This is a genomic window from Acinetobacter sp. CAU_H_S170_2 (assembly GCF_058890445.1).
In genome coordinates, this window is sequence record NZ_JBZYAE010000001.1 from 734292 (window position 1) to 748875 (window position 14584).

The 14584-nt window shown below is 41.1% G+C and carries 15 protein-coding genes and 1 tRNA gene; 7 read left to right on the forward strand and 9 right to left on the reverse strand.

What is annotated here, in order from left to right; translation table 11 throughout:
- Positions 1-177 precede the first annotated feature (177 nt).
- Complete coding sequence (locus AC5EUN_RS03615; protein ID WP_010327273.1) at positions 178-624, forward strand: hypothetical protein; 447 nt, start codon at positions 178-180, stop codon at positions 622-624.
- Between the two features lie 86 nt (positions 625-710).
- Here the strand turns inward: AC5EUN_RS03615 and AC5EUN_RS03620 are convergent, their stop codons facing one another.
- Entirely contained in the window at positions 711-1250 is a 540-nt protein-coding gene (locus tag AC5EUN_RS03620) for a DOMON-like domain-containing protein (protein WP_004695605.1), read from the reverse strand.
- Positions 1251-1262: 12 nt separating this feature from the next.
- The gene (gene yhbY / locus AC5EUN_RS03625; protein ID WP_004982701.1) at positions 1263-1586 is read right to left on the reverse strand and encodes a ribosome assembly RNA-binding protein YhbY; all 324 of its coding nucleotides are present in this window, start codon (positions 1584-1586) and stop codon (positions 1263-1265) included.
- A gap of 194 nt (positions 1587-1780) precedes the next feature.
- Here yhbY and rlmE point away from each other — a divergent pair, with 194 nt between their 5' ends.
- The 4 genes from rlmE (at position 1781) to AC5EUN_RS03645 (ending at position 5914) form a co-directional block, all read left to right on the forward strand.
- The gene (gene rlmE / locus AC5EUN_RS03630; RefSeq protein ID WP_004695608.1) at positions 1781-2431 is read left to right on the forward strand and encodes a 23S rRNA (uridine(2552)-2'-O)-methyltransferase RlmE; all 651 of its coding nucleotides are present in this window, start codon (positions 1781-1783) and stop codon (positions 2429-2431) included.
- 132 nt (positions 2432-2563) lie between these two features.
- On the forward strand, positions 2564-4456 hold the full coding sequence (gene ftsH, locus AC5EUN_RS03635) for an ATP-dependent zinc metalloprotease FtsH (RefSeq protein WP_004695609.1): 1893 nt from the start codon (positions 2564-2566) through the stop codon (positions 4454-4456).
- 134 nt (positions 4457-4590) lie between these two features.
- Positions 4591-5442, forward strand: a complete 852-nt coding sequence (folP, locus tag AC5EUN_RS03640) for a dihydropteroate synthase (RefSeq protein ID WP_010327272.1) — start codon at positions 4591-4593, stop codon at positions 5440-5442.
- A 160-nt stretch (positions 5443-5602) separates the two neighbouring features.
- Positions 5603-5914: a DUF5713 family protein gene (locus AC5EUN_RS03645; protein ID WP_010327271.1), complete on the forward strand. Its 312-nt coding sequence runs from the start codon at positions 5603-5605 to the stop codon at positions 5912-5914.
- Positions 5915-5968: 54 nt separating this feature from the next.
- Here AC5EUN_RS03645 and AC5EUN_RS03650 read toward each other — a convergent pair whose 3' ends face one another.
- Both AC5EUN_RS03650 and AC5EUN_RS03655 read right to left on the reverse strand, forming a co-directional pair.
- Positions 5969-6337, reverse strand: a complete 369-nt coding sequence (locus tag AC5EUN_RS03650; RefSeq protein WP_010327270.1) for a hypothetical protein — start codon at positions 6335-6337, stop codon at positions 5969-5971.
- Between the two features lie 97 nt (positions 6338-6434).
- Positions 6435-6520: transfer RNA gene (locus AC5EUN_RS03655), tRNA-Leu, on the reverse strand.
- A gap of 212 nt (positions 6521-6732) precedes the next feature.
- On the opposite strand from AC5EUN_RS03655, the gene AC5EUN_RS03660 reads away from it, so the two are divergent.
- A complete protein-coding gene (locus AC5EUN_RS03660; RefSeq protein ID WP_010327269.1) occupies positions 6733-8502 on the forward strand; it encodes an alkaline phosphatase D family protein in 1770 nt (589 codons plus the stop codon).
- Positions 8503-8540: 38 nt separating this feature from the next.
- On the opposite strand, the gene AC5EUN_RS03665 is transcribed toward AC5EUN_RS03660, so the two are convergent.
- On the reverse strand, positions 8541-9269 hold the full coding sequence (locus AC5EUN_RS03665; RefSeq protein ID WP_010327268.1) for a hypothetical protein: 729 nt from the start codon (positions 9267-9269) through the stop codon (positions 8541-8543).
- A 173-nt stretch (positions 9270-9442) separates the two neighbouring features.
- Between AC5EUN_RS03665 and AC5EUN_RS03670 the strand changes: the two genes are divergently transcribed.
- Positions 9443-9955 carry a hypothetical protein gene (locus tag AC5EUN_RS03670; RefSeq protein WP_010327267.1) on the forward strand — a complete coding sequence of 171 codons (513 nt, stop codon included), beginning with the start codon at positions 9443-9445 and terminating at the stop codon, positions 9953-9955.
- A gap of 47 nt (positions 9956-10002) precedes the next feature.
- Here the strand turns inward: AC5EUN_RS03670 and AC5EUN_RS03675 are convergent, their stop codons facing one another.
- From AC5EUN_RS03675 to AC5EUN_RS03690, 4 genes are all read right to left on the reverse strand, one after another.
- The gene (locus AC5EUN_RS03675; protein ID WP_010327266.1) at positions 10003-10287 is read right to left on the reverse strand and encodes a hypothetical protein; all 285 of its coding nucleotides are present in this window, start codon (positions 10285-10287) and stop codon (positions 10003-10005) included.
- 121 nt (positions 10288-10408) lie between these two features.
- On the reverse strand, positions 10409-11749 hold the full coding sequence (locus AC5EUN_RS03680; protein ID WP_005400436.1) for a CitMHS family transporter: 1341 nt from the start codon (positions 11747-11749) through the stop codon (positions 10409-10411).
- Between the two features lie 236 nt (positions 11750-11985).
- Positions 11986-13314 carry a polyamine export protein PaeA gene (gene paeA / locus AC5EUN_RS03685; protein ID WP_010327265.1) on the reverse strand — a complete coding sequence of 443 codons (1329 nt, stop codon included), beginning with the start codon at positions 13312-13314 and terminating at the stop codon, positions 11986-11988.
- 129 nt (positions 13315-13443) lie between these two features.
- On the reverse strand, positions 13444-14433 hold the full coding sequence (locus AC5EUN_RS03690) for a LysR family transcriptional regulator (RefSeq protein ID WP_004982677.1): 990 nt from the start codon (positions 14431-14433) through the stop codon (positions 13444-13446).
- Between the last annotated feature and the right edge of the window lie 151 nt (positions 14434-14584).

A 14584-nucleotide genomic window follows, 5' to 3' on the forward strand; every position in this document is an offset into this window, starting at 1 on the left:
AGTCCATGCCAATAAGATGGAATTAGCAAGATAAAGTGCTTTTATTTTGTAGCGGAAGCTGTTTCTAAGTTTTGTAAAGAAAAATGTAACAACAAATAATTGTCTAACAAATCAAAATCTAAATTTTATCGAATCACGCTAAGCTGTCGCTGTGTATATAACAACAGGAATAACATCATGACTGAACAAGACAAAGTGACCAAACCAAAGCCAGCGTTGAAAGAAGTCGTTGCAGAAAGCACTGAAAAGCTTGAGCAAGTGGCGAAAGAAGCAACAGAGCAGGTCACGGAAGCGGTAGTTGAAAGCAAAGAAAAGCTTGAAGCTGAAGCGAAGCAGTTGAATGCCAGTGTGCAAGAGCAACTCCGACAATTTAAACAAGATCTTTTACTGCGCTTAGAAACCATTAAAGGGCAGCTATCGAACTCTCAAAAAGACTTAACTGAACTAAAAGAGTTTGTTAAAACTGAGTTTACGGCCGTTTTAGATGACTTGACCAAACTAGGTAAAGAGTTAAAAGGTGATGTCAGCGAAATTTCAGTAAAACATAAAGATCAGTTGACTGAAACGTTTAAACGTTCAAAAGAACACACCTTAGATGCGTGGAATAAGGTTTCAAGCAAGTAATCTCGCTGTACGAGACTCAAGATTAAGTGCATAAAAAAGTGAGGTCATGGCCTCACTTTTTTATTGCTCGGGTTTATTTGTCTGGATTAAAACTGATGCAACCAATCACGTTTATTGTGAAAGTCAGCTTGTTGACCACTATGCTGCATGGCATAGAACTGTTGACCTTGTGAAGTATTCAACACCGCGGATAAACCCAGATATAGGTCAGCCCATTTCAGTTTGTGTTGTAGCATAAACTCAGTCAGATCAATGCTGACATTTAAACCATAGTGGGTACGCTTCAATTGATTGAGTTCAATATCGTAAGCGACCTGTGGCGGCATATCTTCAGGATACCGATATTCCTCAAACTGATAGGCCTGCCAAGCTTGCGAAGGGGAGAGATTGATTTCGCGATAATAATCTTCGCCTTTTACCCCGATAAAGACTTCAAAACAGGTGTTTTCCCATAAAAAGTCTTGACGAGGATTTGCATTCACGACTTCGGGCCAGTGCATGTACAAATTGGGATCGCGTAACCAAAAGCCGATATTGAGAGCATATGGGCTTTGTTGTTCAATCGCACCAACAAGCGAAATAGCTTGAAAGCGACGATCAAATGCACTGAGTTCGTAACTTGCCATAAAAAACTACAATTATTTTGCTGCGTGAGCGAAACGGACTAAATTAGACAATTTGGCATTTTGTTTCGCCGCTTTTTTGTAAAGCAATGCAATTTTACCAATGGTCTGTACAATTTCTGCACCTGTAGTTGAGGCAATTTCTGCAATGATTGCAGCGCGCTCTTCACGGTCTTCACCCGCGATTTTGACTTTAATCAATTCGTGGTCGTTTAAAGCACGTAAAATTTCTTCAACGACATTTTCAGTCAGACCTGAACCGCCAAGCATTACCACAGGGTTTAAAGCATGACCGATTTGACGCAAACGCTTGCGTTCCTGAATGGATAAAGTCGCCATAAAGATAACCTAATTTTAAAAACGGCTTAGTATAACAAACTGCGAAATTAAACGCTGTATATTCTGTGGAAATAATCGATTTAGATAATAGAAAAAAACAACTAAAACCCAAGATTTGGATACAGATGTATACTGCAAGCCTAGAGAATTTAACGTACAATTAAGTTTAAGAAATTTTAATGTTTTAGAGAGATATGGCAACACGCATTACCAACCAAAAGTTATCCAAAAGTAGCCGTGCGTGGATGAGAGAGCACCTTGATGACCATTTTGTGAAAAAAGCGCAAAAAGAAGGTTATCGAGCACGTGCAGCTTATAAGTTACTTGAAATTCAAGAAAAATATAACATCATTCGTCCTGGCATGACCGTGGTTGACTTGGGTGCTGCACCTGGAAGTTGGTCACAAATTGCAGGAAAGCTGGTCGGTGATCGAGGATTGGTGGTTGCATCTGACATTTTGGAAATGGATGCACTTCCAGATGTGACCTTCTTGCAAGGTGACTTCCGTGAGCAAGAAGTATTCGATAAATTGTTAAATATTTTAGATGGACGTAAAGTAGACGTTGTAATTTCAGATATGGCCCCCAATACTTCAGGTAACAAGGCTGTAGATCAACCTCGCCAGATTTACCTCTGTGAATTGGCCATCGATTTTGCTACGAAAGTGCTCGGTCCAAATGGTCAGTTTGTTGTAAAGGTATTCCAAGGTACAGGCTTTGACGAGTTCCGTAAGCAAGTAGTCGACAACTTTGATGTGTTAAAGACAGTAAAACCTGCTGCATCACGTGCCCGATCTAAGGAAGTATTCTTAGTTGGGCAAGGCCGTAAGAAGGCTTTCAAATAAAGTTTACTTGCCAAGTCGTTAAAAATTGTGCATTTTGTACCTTTTTATTATTTTGCGAAGCTGATCTTCAGCAGAAACTTTAAGGTCACCCGATAGGGCATGATCAAATTAGATTGATATGGGAATAAAGCTTTGAGCGATCTCTTCAAGAATGCCATATTGTGGCTAGTGATACTGGGCGTACTGATCCTTATTTTCAGTAATGTCAGTAGCAATGAAAAGCCGACAGCGATGAATTATTCAGAGTTTGTTGCTGCGGTGAATGCTGGTCAAATTAAGCAAGTGACAATTGATGGCGAACGAATTCATGGCCAAAAATCAAACGGTTCAGAGTTTGAAAGTATTCGTCCTGCGGTTCAAGACCCAGAGCTTATGCCTAATCTGATTAAAAATAACGTTGTCGTTGAAGGTACTGCACCTGCACGTCAAGGTTTATTGATGCAACTTTTGATCGCAAGCTTCCCTGTACTTTTAATCATTTTGTTATTCATGTTCTTTATGCGCAACATGGGTGGCGGAGCAGGTGGTAAGAACGGTCCAATGAGTTTTGGTAAGTCAAAAGCAAAAATGTTGGCAGAAGACCAAATTAAAGTGACTTTTACCGATGTCGCTGGCTGTGATGAAGCAAAGCAAGAAGTTGTAGAAATTGTTGATTTCTTAAAAGACCCTTCAAAATTTAAACGCTTAGGTGCAACAATTCCTAAAGGCGTGCTAATGGTGGGTCCACCGGGTACAGGTAAAACTTTACTTGCAAAAGCAATTGCAGGCGAAGCGAAAGTACCATTTTTTAGTATTTCTGGTTCTGACTTTGTTGAAATGTTCGTGGGTGTGGGTGCGTCTCGTGTCCGTGACATGTTTGAACAAGCGAAACGTCATGCACCATGTATTATCTTTATTGATGAGATTGATGCTGTGGGGCGTCATCGTGGTTCAGGTACAGGTGGTGGTCACGATGAGCGTGAGCAAACCTTGAACCAAATGTTGGTGGAAATGGATGGCTTTGAAGGCAATGAAGGTATTATCGTCATTGCTGCGACAAACCGTGCCGATGTACTGGATAAAGCTTTACTCCGTCCAGGTCGTTTTGACCGCCAAGTAATGGTTGGCTTACCAGACATTAAAGGTCGTGAGCAAATCTTAAATGTTCACATGAAGAAATTGCCTTCAGTGACTGGTGTCGATGTACAAGTGCTTGCACGTGGTACGCCGGGCTTCTCGGGTGCACAATTGGCGAACCTTGTGAACGAAGCTGCATTATTTGCTGCACGTCGTAACAAGAACACTGTCGATATGCATGATTTTGAAGATGCAAAAGACAAGTTGTACATGGGCCCTGAACGTAAGTCGATGGTGATTCGTGAAGAAGAACGTCGTGCAACCGCGTACCATGAAGCTGGTCATGCGATTGTGGCTGAAATTCTACCGGGTACAGACCCTGTACATAAAGTGACCATTATGCCGCGTGGTTGGGCGCTGGGTGTAACTTGGCAGTTACCTGAACATGACCAAACCAGCCACTATAAAGACAAAATGTTGAATGAACTTTCAATTTTGTTTGGTGGTCGTATTGCTGAAGAAATCTTTATCAACCAAATGTCGACAGGTGCTTCAAACGACTTTGAACGTGCAACTAAAATGGCACGTGCGATGGTGACCAAGTACGGTATGTCTGACAAACTGGGTGTAATGGTGTATGAAGATGATTCTCAGCAATCATTCATGGGTAGCATTGGTAGTCGTACGATTTCTGAAGCAACACAGCAACAAGTAGATGCTGAAGTTCGTCGTATCATCGATGAGCAATACCATGTAGCACGCAATATCTTAGAAAACAATAAAGATATTGCTCATGCGATGGTGAAAGCTTTGATGGAATGGGAAACGATTGATCGCGAGCAAATTCGTGACATTATGGAAGGTCGTGAGCCACAACCACCAAAAGTATATGTTGCAGAAAATCCTGTGATGGATGTAACTCCAACGGATGGTCCAAGCACACCACCACCATTACCATCTGCAACTTAATTTTAAAAAGTTAAATAAAAAGCCACCTTCGGGTGGTTTTTTATTGCGCGATTTTACACTTCCGATGAAGAAAAATAAGCGCGTAAAAGTGGGGAACGCGTTAAGATAACGCGAGTTGGACTGGAGAATATCACATGCAATTGATGGCTTTGCCAAAGAAAATCCTACGTTGTGGAGAGCTATCACTGGATCTGTCTGTACCGCATGTGATGGGTATTTTAAATGTGACGCCAGACTCGTTCAGTGATGGCGGCAAACATAATGGCAAAGCACAAGCGCTTGCGCATGCTCAGCAAATGATTGCGGATGGGGCGACAGTCATCGATGTTGGGGGTGAATCTACACGTCCAGGTGCATCTGTAGTTGAGGTTGAAGAAGAGATTCGTCGTGTCGTCCCAGTGGTGGAAGCTTTGGCTGAACTTGATGTAGTCATTTCGATTGATACCTCTCAACCTGAAGTGATTCAAGCTGCAGTCGCAGCAGGCGCACATATCTGGAATGATGTGAGAGCATTAACACGCCCGAATGCTTTAGAGACGGCAGCTAAACTGAATATTCCAGTGATTATCATGCATATGCGTGGTGAACCGACTACCATGAATGGTTTAGATCAATATGATAATGTCACTCTAGATGTCATGACTGAGCTTTCCCAGCGCGTGTCGGATGCACTCAAGGCTGGTGTCAAAGCTGAAAATATCATGATTGATCCGGGTTTTGGCTTTGCTAAAAATGCAAAGCAGAACCTTAAGCTTTTAAAAGAATTCCATCAGCTAAATCAGCTCGGGTATCCTATCTTGTCCGCATTGTCACGAAAGCGCTTTATCGGAGAAGCTTTAGGCGGGGCAGAGGCAGGGCAGCGGGCCGTGGGTTCTGTAGCGGGACATTTGCTGAGTATTCAACAAGGCGCGTGTATGGTGCGCGCCCATGATGTTAAAGCCATGAGTGATGCGATCAAGGTTTGGCAAGCGATGAATATGGCTTAATGGGGCGGCGGAATGCCGAGGTAATGATTTAATTTGAAAATTTGATCTATATCAGATTGTTAGACTGGCAGCATCTTCAGATGCTGCTTTTTTATTTGGTGATTTGTTTGGTTTATGTTATACAGACTCGTTTTTTAAGTTTCTCATTTTGAGTGCCTGTATGTTTGCAGATTTACTTCTCCCTATGTTTGATGATGAATATTATCCCGATATTCTTGTTGCTGAAGTGAAGCAGCATGTCGAGACTTTTGCTAAAAAAATTGTAAAAGCAAAATCTGAGGGTGATATTTATCAATATGCCAATGCCGCAGTGGCTGAAATTAATGAAATGAAGCCGCATTTTGAAGATCTAGATTCATCATTAGATGACTCTGCTGCTGATTTTATTGCTGAAGCGATGATGATGGTGGTACAAGATGCTGGGTTTATGGATATTGAAATGGAAGAATTGGTGGTGAACAGAGAGTGGTGAGCCACTCTCTCATTTCAAGTTCTGTTGGTTTTGCTTTAGAAGCTGAGATTGCTGTTATAACTCATCTAAAAGATCGGTGAGATGACAATTTTGGTTCAAATGTTCATCTTGAATCGTATCGACTGTCATCACATATTCACCTTCGACCATTTCAGCATTTGCACTGAGATTCAGCCAAAATTTTGGATGCTTTTTCATGACCTCACGAATATGTTGCTCATCTTTAGTGTGATTAAAGCTTAATTTAAAATGAGCATCTACTGATTTACACGCATGTAAATAGAGTTGACGGTCTTTTTCAATAATTGTGCCTGCAAACAAGTCATAAAAAGTATCGCTATCTGTTTGCTGTGAGGTGGGGTTTGCATGGCTGATGTTTGAAAAAATTAGGCATAAGATGATAATGAGAGTGTTCTTTTTCATATTGTGATTGTTATGTGCTTCGATGCATAAATTATAGACATAAAAAAACCAGCATATTGCTGGATTTTTTATTGCACCATCTTAATTAGCTTAATAATGGTGCCCGAGGCCAGACTCGAACTGGCACGCTTTGTGGGCGGGGGATTTTAAATCCCCTGTGTCTACCGATTTCACCACTCGGGCATGAGCGCAATAATAGAGGACGAAATAAAAGTTGGCAAGTCTATTTGTGATTATTTGCTTTCTTTTCAAACAATTCAGCGGTTTATGTTTAAAAAATAGCAAAATTATCTGTCTGCACTTGTTCAGGCGTCATAAAAATGTCATCGACTTGAGATATGCATGTCATATTTTTCGCATAAATTTCAAGTCCATATCGTCTTTAGGCAATCCACATGACAAAAAAAATGAACCGCCGAGAACTTATTCAAAAAACTTTGGCAGGATTTGGTGCTTTATCTTTACCTATTTCACTGACCGCTTGTGGTGATGACGCCGATTCAAACACACAGCCCACTACGCAAGTGCAGTTTTTGCATGGGGTTGCCAGTGGTGATCCTTTACAAACTCAAGTTATCATTTGGACACGCGTAACACCATCGGATAGCAGTGCGCGTTTAGAGGTGCTCTGGGAAGTGGCAAAAGATGCAGACTTTAAACACATTACAGCAACAGGAAAGGTGCTGACTACAGCTGCACAAGATTTTACTGTGAAAGTGGATGTGACGGGACTTGCTGCGGGGCAAGTTTATTTCTACCGTTTTAAATCGGCGTCGACATATTCAACCACAGGGCAAACCAAAACTTTGGCAACGCAAGTACAGTCGGTACAGTTTGCCGTATGCTCATGTTCAAATTATCCAGCGGGTTATTTCCATGTTTATAAAGAAATTGCAAAACAGGATGTGGATGTTGTGATTCATTTGGGGGATTACATTTACGAATATGGTATGGGCGGATATGCAACGGAAGAGGCTGTAGAGATGGGGCGTGCACTGGCGGATGATAATAGCTTAGAAATTATTCGCTTAGATGACTATCGCAAACGTTATGCTTTATACCGACTAGATGCAGATTTGCAGGCCGCGCATCAACGTCATCCTTTTATTGTGATTTGGGATGACCATGAACTCGCAAATGATACATGGGAAAAGGGTGCTGAAAATCATCAGTCAGATACTGAAGGCGATTTCCTTGAACGTAAACTTGCGGCACTGGCGGCCTATTTTGAGTGGATGCCAATCCGTCCGCTTTCTGAAAAAGATCATTTGAATATTTATCGCCAGTTTAACTTTGGTAATTTAGTGCAGTTAAATATGTTGGATACGCGTATTCTAGCGCGGAGTAAACAGTTAGATTATGCAGATTATTTAACCGCATCGGGTTTGGATGCTGTGCGCTTTACTACAGATATGCAAGACCCAAATCGAACGTTACTGGGGTTGAATCAACGCGCATGGTTAACACAGCAACTTGCGAGCTCTAAAGCCACATGGCAAGTTTTGGGTCAGCAGGTGTTGATGAGCAAAATGCTTGTTCCAGCCGAGATGTTACAAGTGCTCAGTGCAATCAGTAGCGGCGCGGTGACTCCAGATGTTTTGGCGCAGGTGAATCAACTCATTAAAGAATTGGTGGAAATAAAACTTCGTTACTTAAATCATGATCCATCTTTAACAGTAGAGCAGTTGTCTCGTATTAAAACTGTGGTTCCTTACAATTTAGATGCATGGGATGGTTATGCGGTTGAAAGGGAGACGCTGTACGGCACACTGCAGTATTTAAATAAAAAAGTCGTGGTCTTGGCTGGTGATACACATAATGCATGGGCATCGGACTTACACGATTTAACAGGGCAATTTGTGGGTGTGGAGTTAGCGACAAGTTCAGTTTCCTCGCCAGGTATGGAAAAGTATTTGTCTATTCCAATGCAACAACTCCAAGAGTTTGAGTTTGCTTTTACAACCTTGATTGATGAGCTGAGTTATTGCAATTTAAATCAGCGCGGTTATTTGAAAGTCCGTTTTACCGCAGAGCAGGTGCAAGCGGATTGGATTTTCGTAGATAGTATTAAGCACAAAGAATACATCGTTGACGAAACTCGCTCGCATCAAGTGATATTAGACTCGACATTATTGCCAGTCAGTGCATTAAAACAAACGGCATAAAATGACCTTAGAAAAACCGAGCATCATTGCTCGGTTTTTTATAATTTTTCATCGATATAACTGTCGAGATCGATGTGCTTAATCTGCTTACAGTAAGCATGCTCATACTTCAGCAGTTGCACGTATAAATCTGCTTCACGCCCCAGCTGAAGTTTTCGTGCCTGATAATCTTCAGATTGATGGGAGCTAAAGCGTAATTGGAGTCGTGATTTGAGCGTTTGTTTATAGGCCCAAAAGCAGACACGTCTGAGTTGTTGTAACTGGTGATGTTCAACCGACTGGCTGTGGTCTCGAAATAAATTTTCTTTATAGAAGCGCACAAAACCAAAGTTCACACCAAAATAAAACAAGATCCACATCAGCAAACTGCTTTCAAGGAACATTAGATTTAGTCCACTTAAAAGAATCACCGCCGCGAGTTTGATGGGTGTATGGCGTTGCAGTTGATACAAGGAGTTTGATGAATGTTTAATTTGCTTAATGACAAAAGGTAAGACCCACATCAGCACCAATAAAATAGTGATAATGGCGTAACTATGACTTTGGAGAGGATCGATATTCTCCAAGTGAGTTAAGTAAAAATTTTTTAGAATTAAGCTGATTGGAATAAAAATCATCACCGCCAAAACCCACGGAATAACTTCACGCTGGTCATCTAAAATACCGCGTGTTTTGATTTGACTATAAAGCAAGTAATTACGTTTAAATGCGGCAGGGTAGCGGGTCTCTAATTGTTGCAGTAACAGTTGAACTTGTTTGGATTGCATCGTCAAAAAAGAGCGTATGAGAAAAATAGCCTTTACTATAGTAGATTTGGAAGGGGATGGCTCAAAAAAATACGTGAAACAGAATATTCACAGAGAAAAGCACAACAATTTCGCTTTTTCACTCTGAATTATGCGAAAATGTCGGATTCAATTTTTTTGTCTAAGGGCAGTTCATGACTGATCATTCTCCTGAATCTTTAAGTGATATCGAAATTTTAGACATTTTGCAGTCTATGAAAGACGATGAGCTTGATACAGAGGCAAAAGAAGAGATTCTTAAGGGTGGTAAAGCGGGTCGTCAAGAAGCACATAAACTTGCGATTGTGGCTTTGAACCAATCTTTTGAAAGTAAGTTTGTTGAAGCTGTAGCTTTGGCGTTGGGCCTGAATGAAGGTCAAGCCAAAAAAATTCGCTATAAGAAAGACCGCATCCGTATTTTAAAAGTACGTGGGATTGATTACATGGCGATTGATGGTGCGGAAACAGCACAAGTCTTGTCACAAGTTGCGCAAGCAATTGTACGTGAAGATGCGACCGTGACCCATGATTTGCACAACATCTTCCCATTTTGGAAAGAAGGCTGGCCAATGGTTCAGTTTGACAGCGCATATAAAATTTTATCTGAAGATATTACCATTCACTATCAAGCGACTTTAGATACATTACTTGAATTGTATGGTCGTTAAGATCGCAGTATCAAAGGCACCTTCGGGTGCTTTTTTATGGCTTCTATTTAACTATGAAAAATCCAAGCCAGTAATAAGCTGATGGGCCAAATGAACAGTCGCCACCATGTAATCAGTGGATCCCAAGAATACTGTCCAAAAGACAGAGTATCATTAAAGCTTCGTTGCCCACGTTCATAAGCATAAGGTGTAATCCGCCATGCTAAAATCAGCAAAACAATCGCACTTACGATCAGAAGTGTGTGGTTGTATTGGGCAAAATAATAGTAAATCAGATACAGCGCAGAATAAAAGAAAGTACATGCCAACACAGCGGGCAATGAAAAAGACATAATCTTGACTCTATTGTATTGTTATATCAAGGCATTATAAATGAAAATACCCGATGTATCACATCGGGTATTTATCGGTTGTTGAGCTTAAGGTTCGTTATAACTCAGTGTAGGTATTTAATTAGCCCAGCGTTGAGTAAAGTGGGAAAATACCAAAGACCATTGCTGTAACCAGCATCACTAAACAGGTAATCACTGCCCATTTGATGGTAAATTCTTGGTGTTCACCGAAGTTAATTCCTGCCAATCCACAGAGTAAGTAAGTCGATGGAACCAATGGAGACAGCAAGTGTACAGGTTGACCGACAATCGATGCACGAGCCATTTCCACAGGAGTGATACCATAGTGTCCAGCAGCTTCAGAGAGTACAGGCAGTACACCAAAGTAGAAGGCATCATTCGACATAAAGAAGGTCAGTGGCATACTAATTACAGCCGTGATAGGTGCTAAATATGGCCCCATACTTTCTGGAATAATGGCAACCAATTCTTGAGACATAGCTTCAACCATACCTGTGCCCGACAAAATACCAGTAAAAATACCTGCCGCGAAAATAATCCCGACTACAGCTAAGGCACTAGCAGAGTGGTTACCAACCAAACGCTTTTGCATGTCTAAATCAGGATAGTTCACCACCAATGCAATGCACAGCGCCACCATGAACAGAATGGCCGCAGGTAAAACACCCATCACTAAGCAGACCATCAAGACCAAAGTCAGTAGTGCGTTAAACCATCTTAAGTGGGCACGGTTAGCTTCTGGTTCTTGCGAAATTTGAATACTGTCACCATGACTAATATCTAATTCCACAATACCAATGCGCTTACGCTCCATACGGCCATACATAAAGCCGAGGAAGTATAACCAACCAATTGCAACCAGCATTGGTAAAATCATCGGAACAAAGACATCGTTTGGATCGACATGCAATGCCGTTGCAGCACGTGCTGTTGGTCCACCCCATGGGGTTAAGTTCATGATTCCGCTCGCAAGCATCATCAGACAAGCCATAATTAAAGGACTCATACCAATACGTTTATACAACGGTAGCATTGCGGCAACACAGATCATATAAGTGGTTGAACCGTCACCATCCAAGGAAACAATTAAAGTCAGCGTAATGGTGCCGAGGGTCACTTTTAAAGGATCGCCTTTAACCTGCTTTAAAATCCACTTCACTGAAGGGTCGAATAAACCCGTGTCGATCATAATTGCAAAATAAAGGATTGCGAAAAGAAGCATTACGCCCGTAGGAGCGAGCTTTTTAATGCCTTCCATCATCATATTGCCAAGTTCAGCAATATCAAATCCAGCAAGGTTGTCAACAAAGAGACTTAAAACATAAGTAAGTAATGCAAAAATGATAGGGATTAAAGTTAAAGCAACGAGAGCGCTCAGTCGTTTGGACATGATTAAGTACATGAAGCACATAATCATGCCTAAACCTAAAATGGTCAGCATGGATCAATCCTTTGAACGTGTTAAGTCTGTTTATTCATCAAGTGACAGCGATAGTATGCAATTCAGCATGATTTTTAAATGCTCTTAAACATATGTGATTTTTCATTCTATTTTTCTAATAAATAATATATATCTGTAAAGTATGGTTAAGATACTTATTTTGTATAACTTCATATGGTTAAATCTGAAGCAAAAAAAACCTTGCAGTTGCAAGGTTTTAATTTAAGGAGATGTTTCTATTCCTCGACTGTTTGGGTTGCAGGCTGTAGTGTTTCTTCAAGTAAGCGCGTCACTAAAAGTTGGTCAATCTTAAAATGATCGACATCGACCACTTCAAATTTAAAGCCTGCGTATTCTACGGTATCGGCAGGGCGTGGAATTTTGCGCAGACGGTACATCATAAAACCAGCCAAAGTTTCATAATTTTCTTCATCTGGCATTTCATCAATGGCCAGTGCATGCTTCATGTCTTCAATCGGTGTGCTGCCATCAATTAGCCATGAATTATTATCACGTTTAATAATCTGTTGTTCGGCTTCAATCGGAGTCACCCAATCGCCCATCACCGTAATCATAATGTCCGACAGGGTGATGACACCCACGACCAAAGCATATTCGTTAATCACAACGGCAAATTTTTCTTTGGTGGAGCGGAAACGGTCTAATAACTCAGACAAGGTTAATGTGTCTGGAATGGTGAGAACATTACGAATAGTGCTTTCATTGAGTTGTAGTAAAGATTGATTATTCAGAATACGGACCAGAATGTCTTTGGCATCGACATAGCCAATTACATCGTCAATATTTTCACTACACACCAAGAACTTAGAATAAGGATATTCAGCCAATTTTTGACGAATACTGGCTTCGGATTCATTTAAAGTAAAATACACCACATTTTCACGCGTAGTCATACTTGAAGGAACGTTCCGCTCTTCAAGCTCAAATACGTTTTCAATGAAATGATGTTCTTGCTTTTGTAGCACCCCAGCTTGCGCACCCGCATCCATCACTGCAGAAATGTCATCAAAGGTAATGTTGTCATCACGTGTGGTATTCACTTTAAACAGGCGGAATAACAAGTTGGCAAGGGCATTAATAATCCAAGCCAAAGGTTTGCAGACCTTAATAAACACCTGAATGGGGTTAATCACCGCAATAGAGATTTTCTCTGGGGCAATCATGGCCAAACGTTTTGGCATGAGGTCGGCAAACAAAATAAATAGCGAGGTGACTAAAGTGAAAGATAGCGCAAAGCTAATAGTTTCAGACCAGGGGCCAGTATAAAAACGAGAAACAAAGCTCATGAAGTAAGGACGAAAAGCCCCTTCACCTAAAATACCGCCCAAGATCGCCACTGCGTTTAAGCCAATTTGTGAAGCGGCAAAGAAGTCAGCAGAATTTTCTTGTAAATTCAAAACTTTCTGTGCGCGATCATCGCCCGACTCAGCCAAGATTTTCAGCTTGACCTTACGTGCTCCTGCCAGTGCAATTTCTGTCAGAGACAAGAAACCCGCCCCAGCAATCAGGACTAGAATGATAACTATGTTTTGAAAAAGGCTCACGGAATCCACCTGTGATTCATCGTTATTATGAATATTTTTAACACAAAAAAATAAAGACAGTAATCACTTACTGTCTTCTATCATACCTGAGTTATTGGTATGAAAATGAATTATTTAGAGCTTGAGTGCTTAATAATGTGAGAATTGCGAGTTATTGCCTAAAAACTCACGATTTTCTTCCTCAATCATTTGACGTGCCACATACAAAATCAGCTGTCTGAGCCAGCGATGTGCAGGATGGTGATGCAACAGTGGACACCATGCCATTTTCAACTCAAATTCTGGAATATAAAAAGGTGGGTCTTTAATCAAGAGATTTTGACTTTTGGCTTGTAAGCGTGCAATACGGGTCGGTAAAGTCGCGATCAAATCTACATTTGAAGCCAATAGTGCAGGCATTTGATAATGTCGAGTGAAGACCGAAATTTTACGTTTTTGGCCAATACGCTCTAAAGCTTGATCAATCCAACCTAGACCTGCTTGTTTTTCAGGGTTAACGCCGAAACCAACGCCCATACCTGTTTTAGAGACCCAAATATGCTGTGCATCGAGGTAACTTTTTAGGTTTAAGTTGCTGGCAGCAGGGTGTTTACCATTGAGCAAACATGAAAAACTGTCACGCCAGACCAAAACTTGGTGGAAGCTTTGTGGAATTTCATTGAATCGGTTAATGGCTAGATCAACTTTACCTTGTTCCATATCACGATATGACACATCACTTGGGGTTAAGAAGTCTAAAACCACATTGGGTGCTTCTGAACGCAGTGCTTTAACGAGGCGGGGAACTAAGGTGGCTTCGGCATAGTCCGAAGTCATAATACGAAAAACACGATTTGAGGTATAAGGACGGAACTCGGTACGAGGTTCCAAAATCATGGAGAGATCAGAAAGAGCGTCACGTATGCGGGGTTGTAATTCTAAAGCCCGTTCGGTTGGTGTCATACCTTCAGAAGAGCGAATTAGCAGGGGATCATTAAATAAGTTACGAAGACGACGTAGAATATTACTCATTGCTGGTTGGGTGACACCCAATTGTTCAGCTGCTCGGGTTACATTTTTTTCGCGTAAAAGTACGTCCAAGTAAATTAAGAGGTTTAGATCAACCCGCTCCAGATTCATAAAATAAATACCGAGAATAAAATCATGAAATTATTTGCATTATGCCATAAGCCATCGGGCTTGTGTAATAAACTGACGAAAAAAAAAGCATCGGGTTGTATAAAGAATACCCCCTTCATTTTCACAGAAAATGGGTTTTTATGCTTAAAAA

What these genes read in the sequence shown, in the direction of transcription:
- AC5EUN_RS03615 (WP_010327273.1), top strand. Translation starts at nt 178, where the DNA reads ATGACTGAACAAGACAAAGTGACCAAACCAAAGCCAGCGTTGAAAGAA.
- AC5EUN_RS03620 (WP_004695605.1), bottom strand. Translation starts at nt 1,250, where the DNA reads ATGGCAAGTTACGAACTCAGTGCATTTGATCGTCGCTTTCAAGCTATT.
- yhbY (WP_004982701.1), bottom strand. Translation starts at nt 1,586, where the DNA reads ATGGCGACTTTATCCATTCAGGAACGCAAGCGTTTGCGTCAAATCGGT.
- rlmE (WP_004695608.1), top strand. Translation starts at nt 1,781, where the DNA reads ATGGCAACACGCATTACCAACCAAAAGTTATCCAAAAGTAGCCGTGCG.
- folP (WP_010327272.1), top strand. Translation starts at nt 4,591, where the DNA reads ATGCAATTGATGGCTTTGCCAAAGAAAATCCTACGTTGTGGAGAGCTA.
- AC5EUN_RS03645 (WP_010327271.1), top strand. Translation starts at nt 5,603, where the DNA reads ATGTTTGCAGATTTACTTCTCCCTATGTTTGATGATGAATATTATCCC.
- AC5EUN_RS03650 (WP_010327270.1), bottom strand. Translation starts at nt 6,337, where the DNA reads ATGAAAAAGAACACTCTCATTATCATCTTATGCCTAATTTTTTCAAAC.
- AC5EUN_RS03660 (WP_010327269.1), top strand. Translation starts at nt 6,733, where the DNA reads ATGACAAAAAAAATGAACCGCCGAGAACTTATTCAAAAAACTTTGGCA.
- AC5EUN_RS03665 (WP_010327268.1), bottom strand. Translation starts at nt 9,269, where the DNA reads ATGCAATCCAAACAAGTTCAACTGTTACTGCAACAATTAGAGACCCGC.
- AC5EUN_RS03670 (WP_010327267.1), top strand. Translation starts at nt 9,443, where the DNA reads ATGACTGATCATTCTCCTGAATCTTTAAGTGATATCGAAATTTTAGAC.
- AC5EUN_RS03675 (WP_010327266.1), bottom strand. Translation starts at nt 10,287, where the DNA reads ATGTCTTTTTCATTGCCCGCTGTGTTGGCATGTACTTTCTTTTATTCT.
- AC5EUN_RS03680 (WP_005400436.1), bottom strand. Translation starts at nt 11,749, where the DNA reads ATGCTGACCATTTTAGGTTTAGGCATGATTATGTGCTTCATGTACTTA.
- AC5EUN_RS03690 (WP_004982677.1), bottom strand. Translation starts at nt 14,433, where the DNA reads ATGAATCTGGAGCGGGTTGATCTAAACCTCTTAATTTACTTGGACGTA.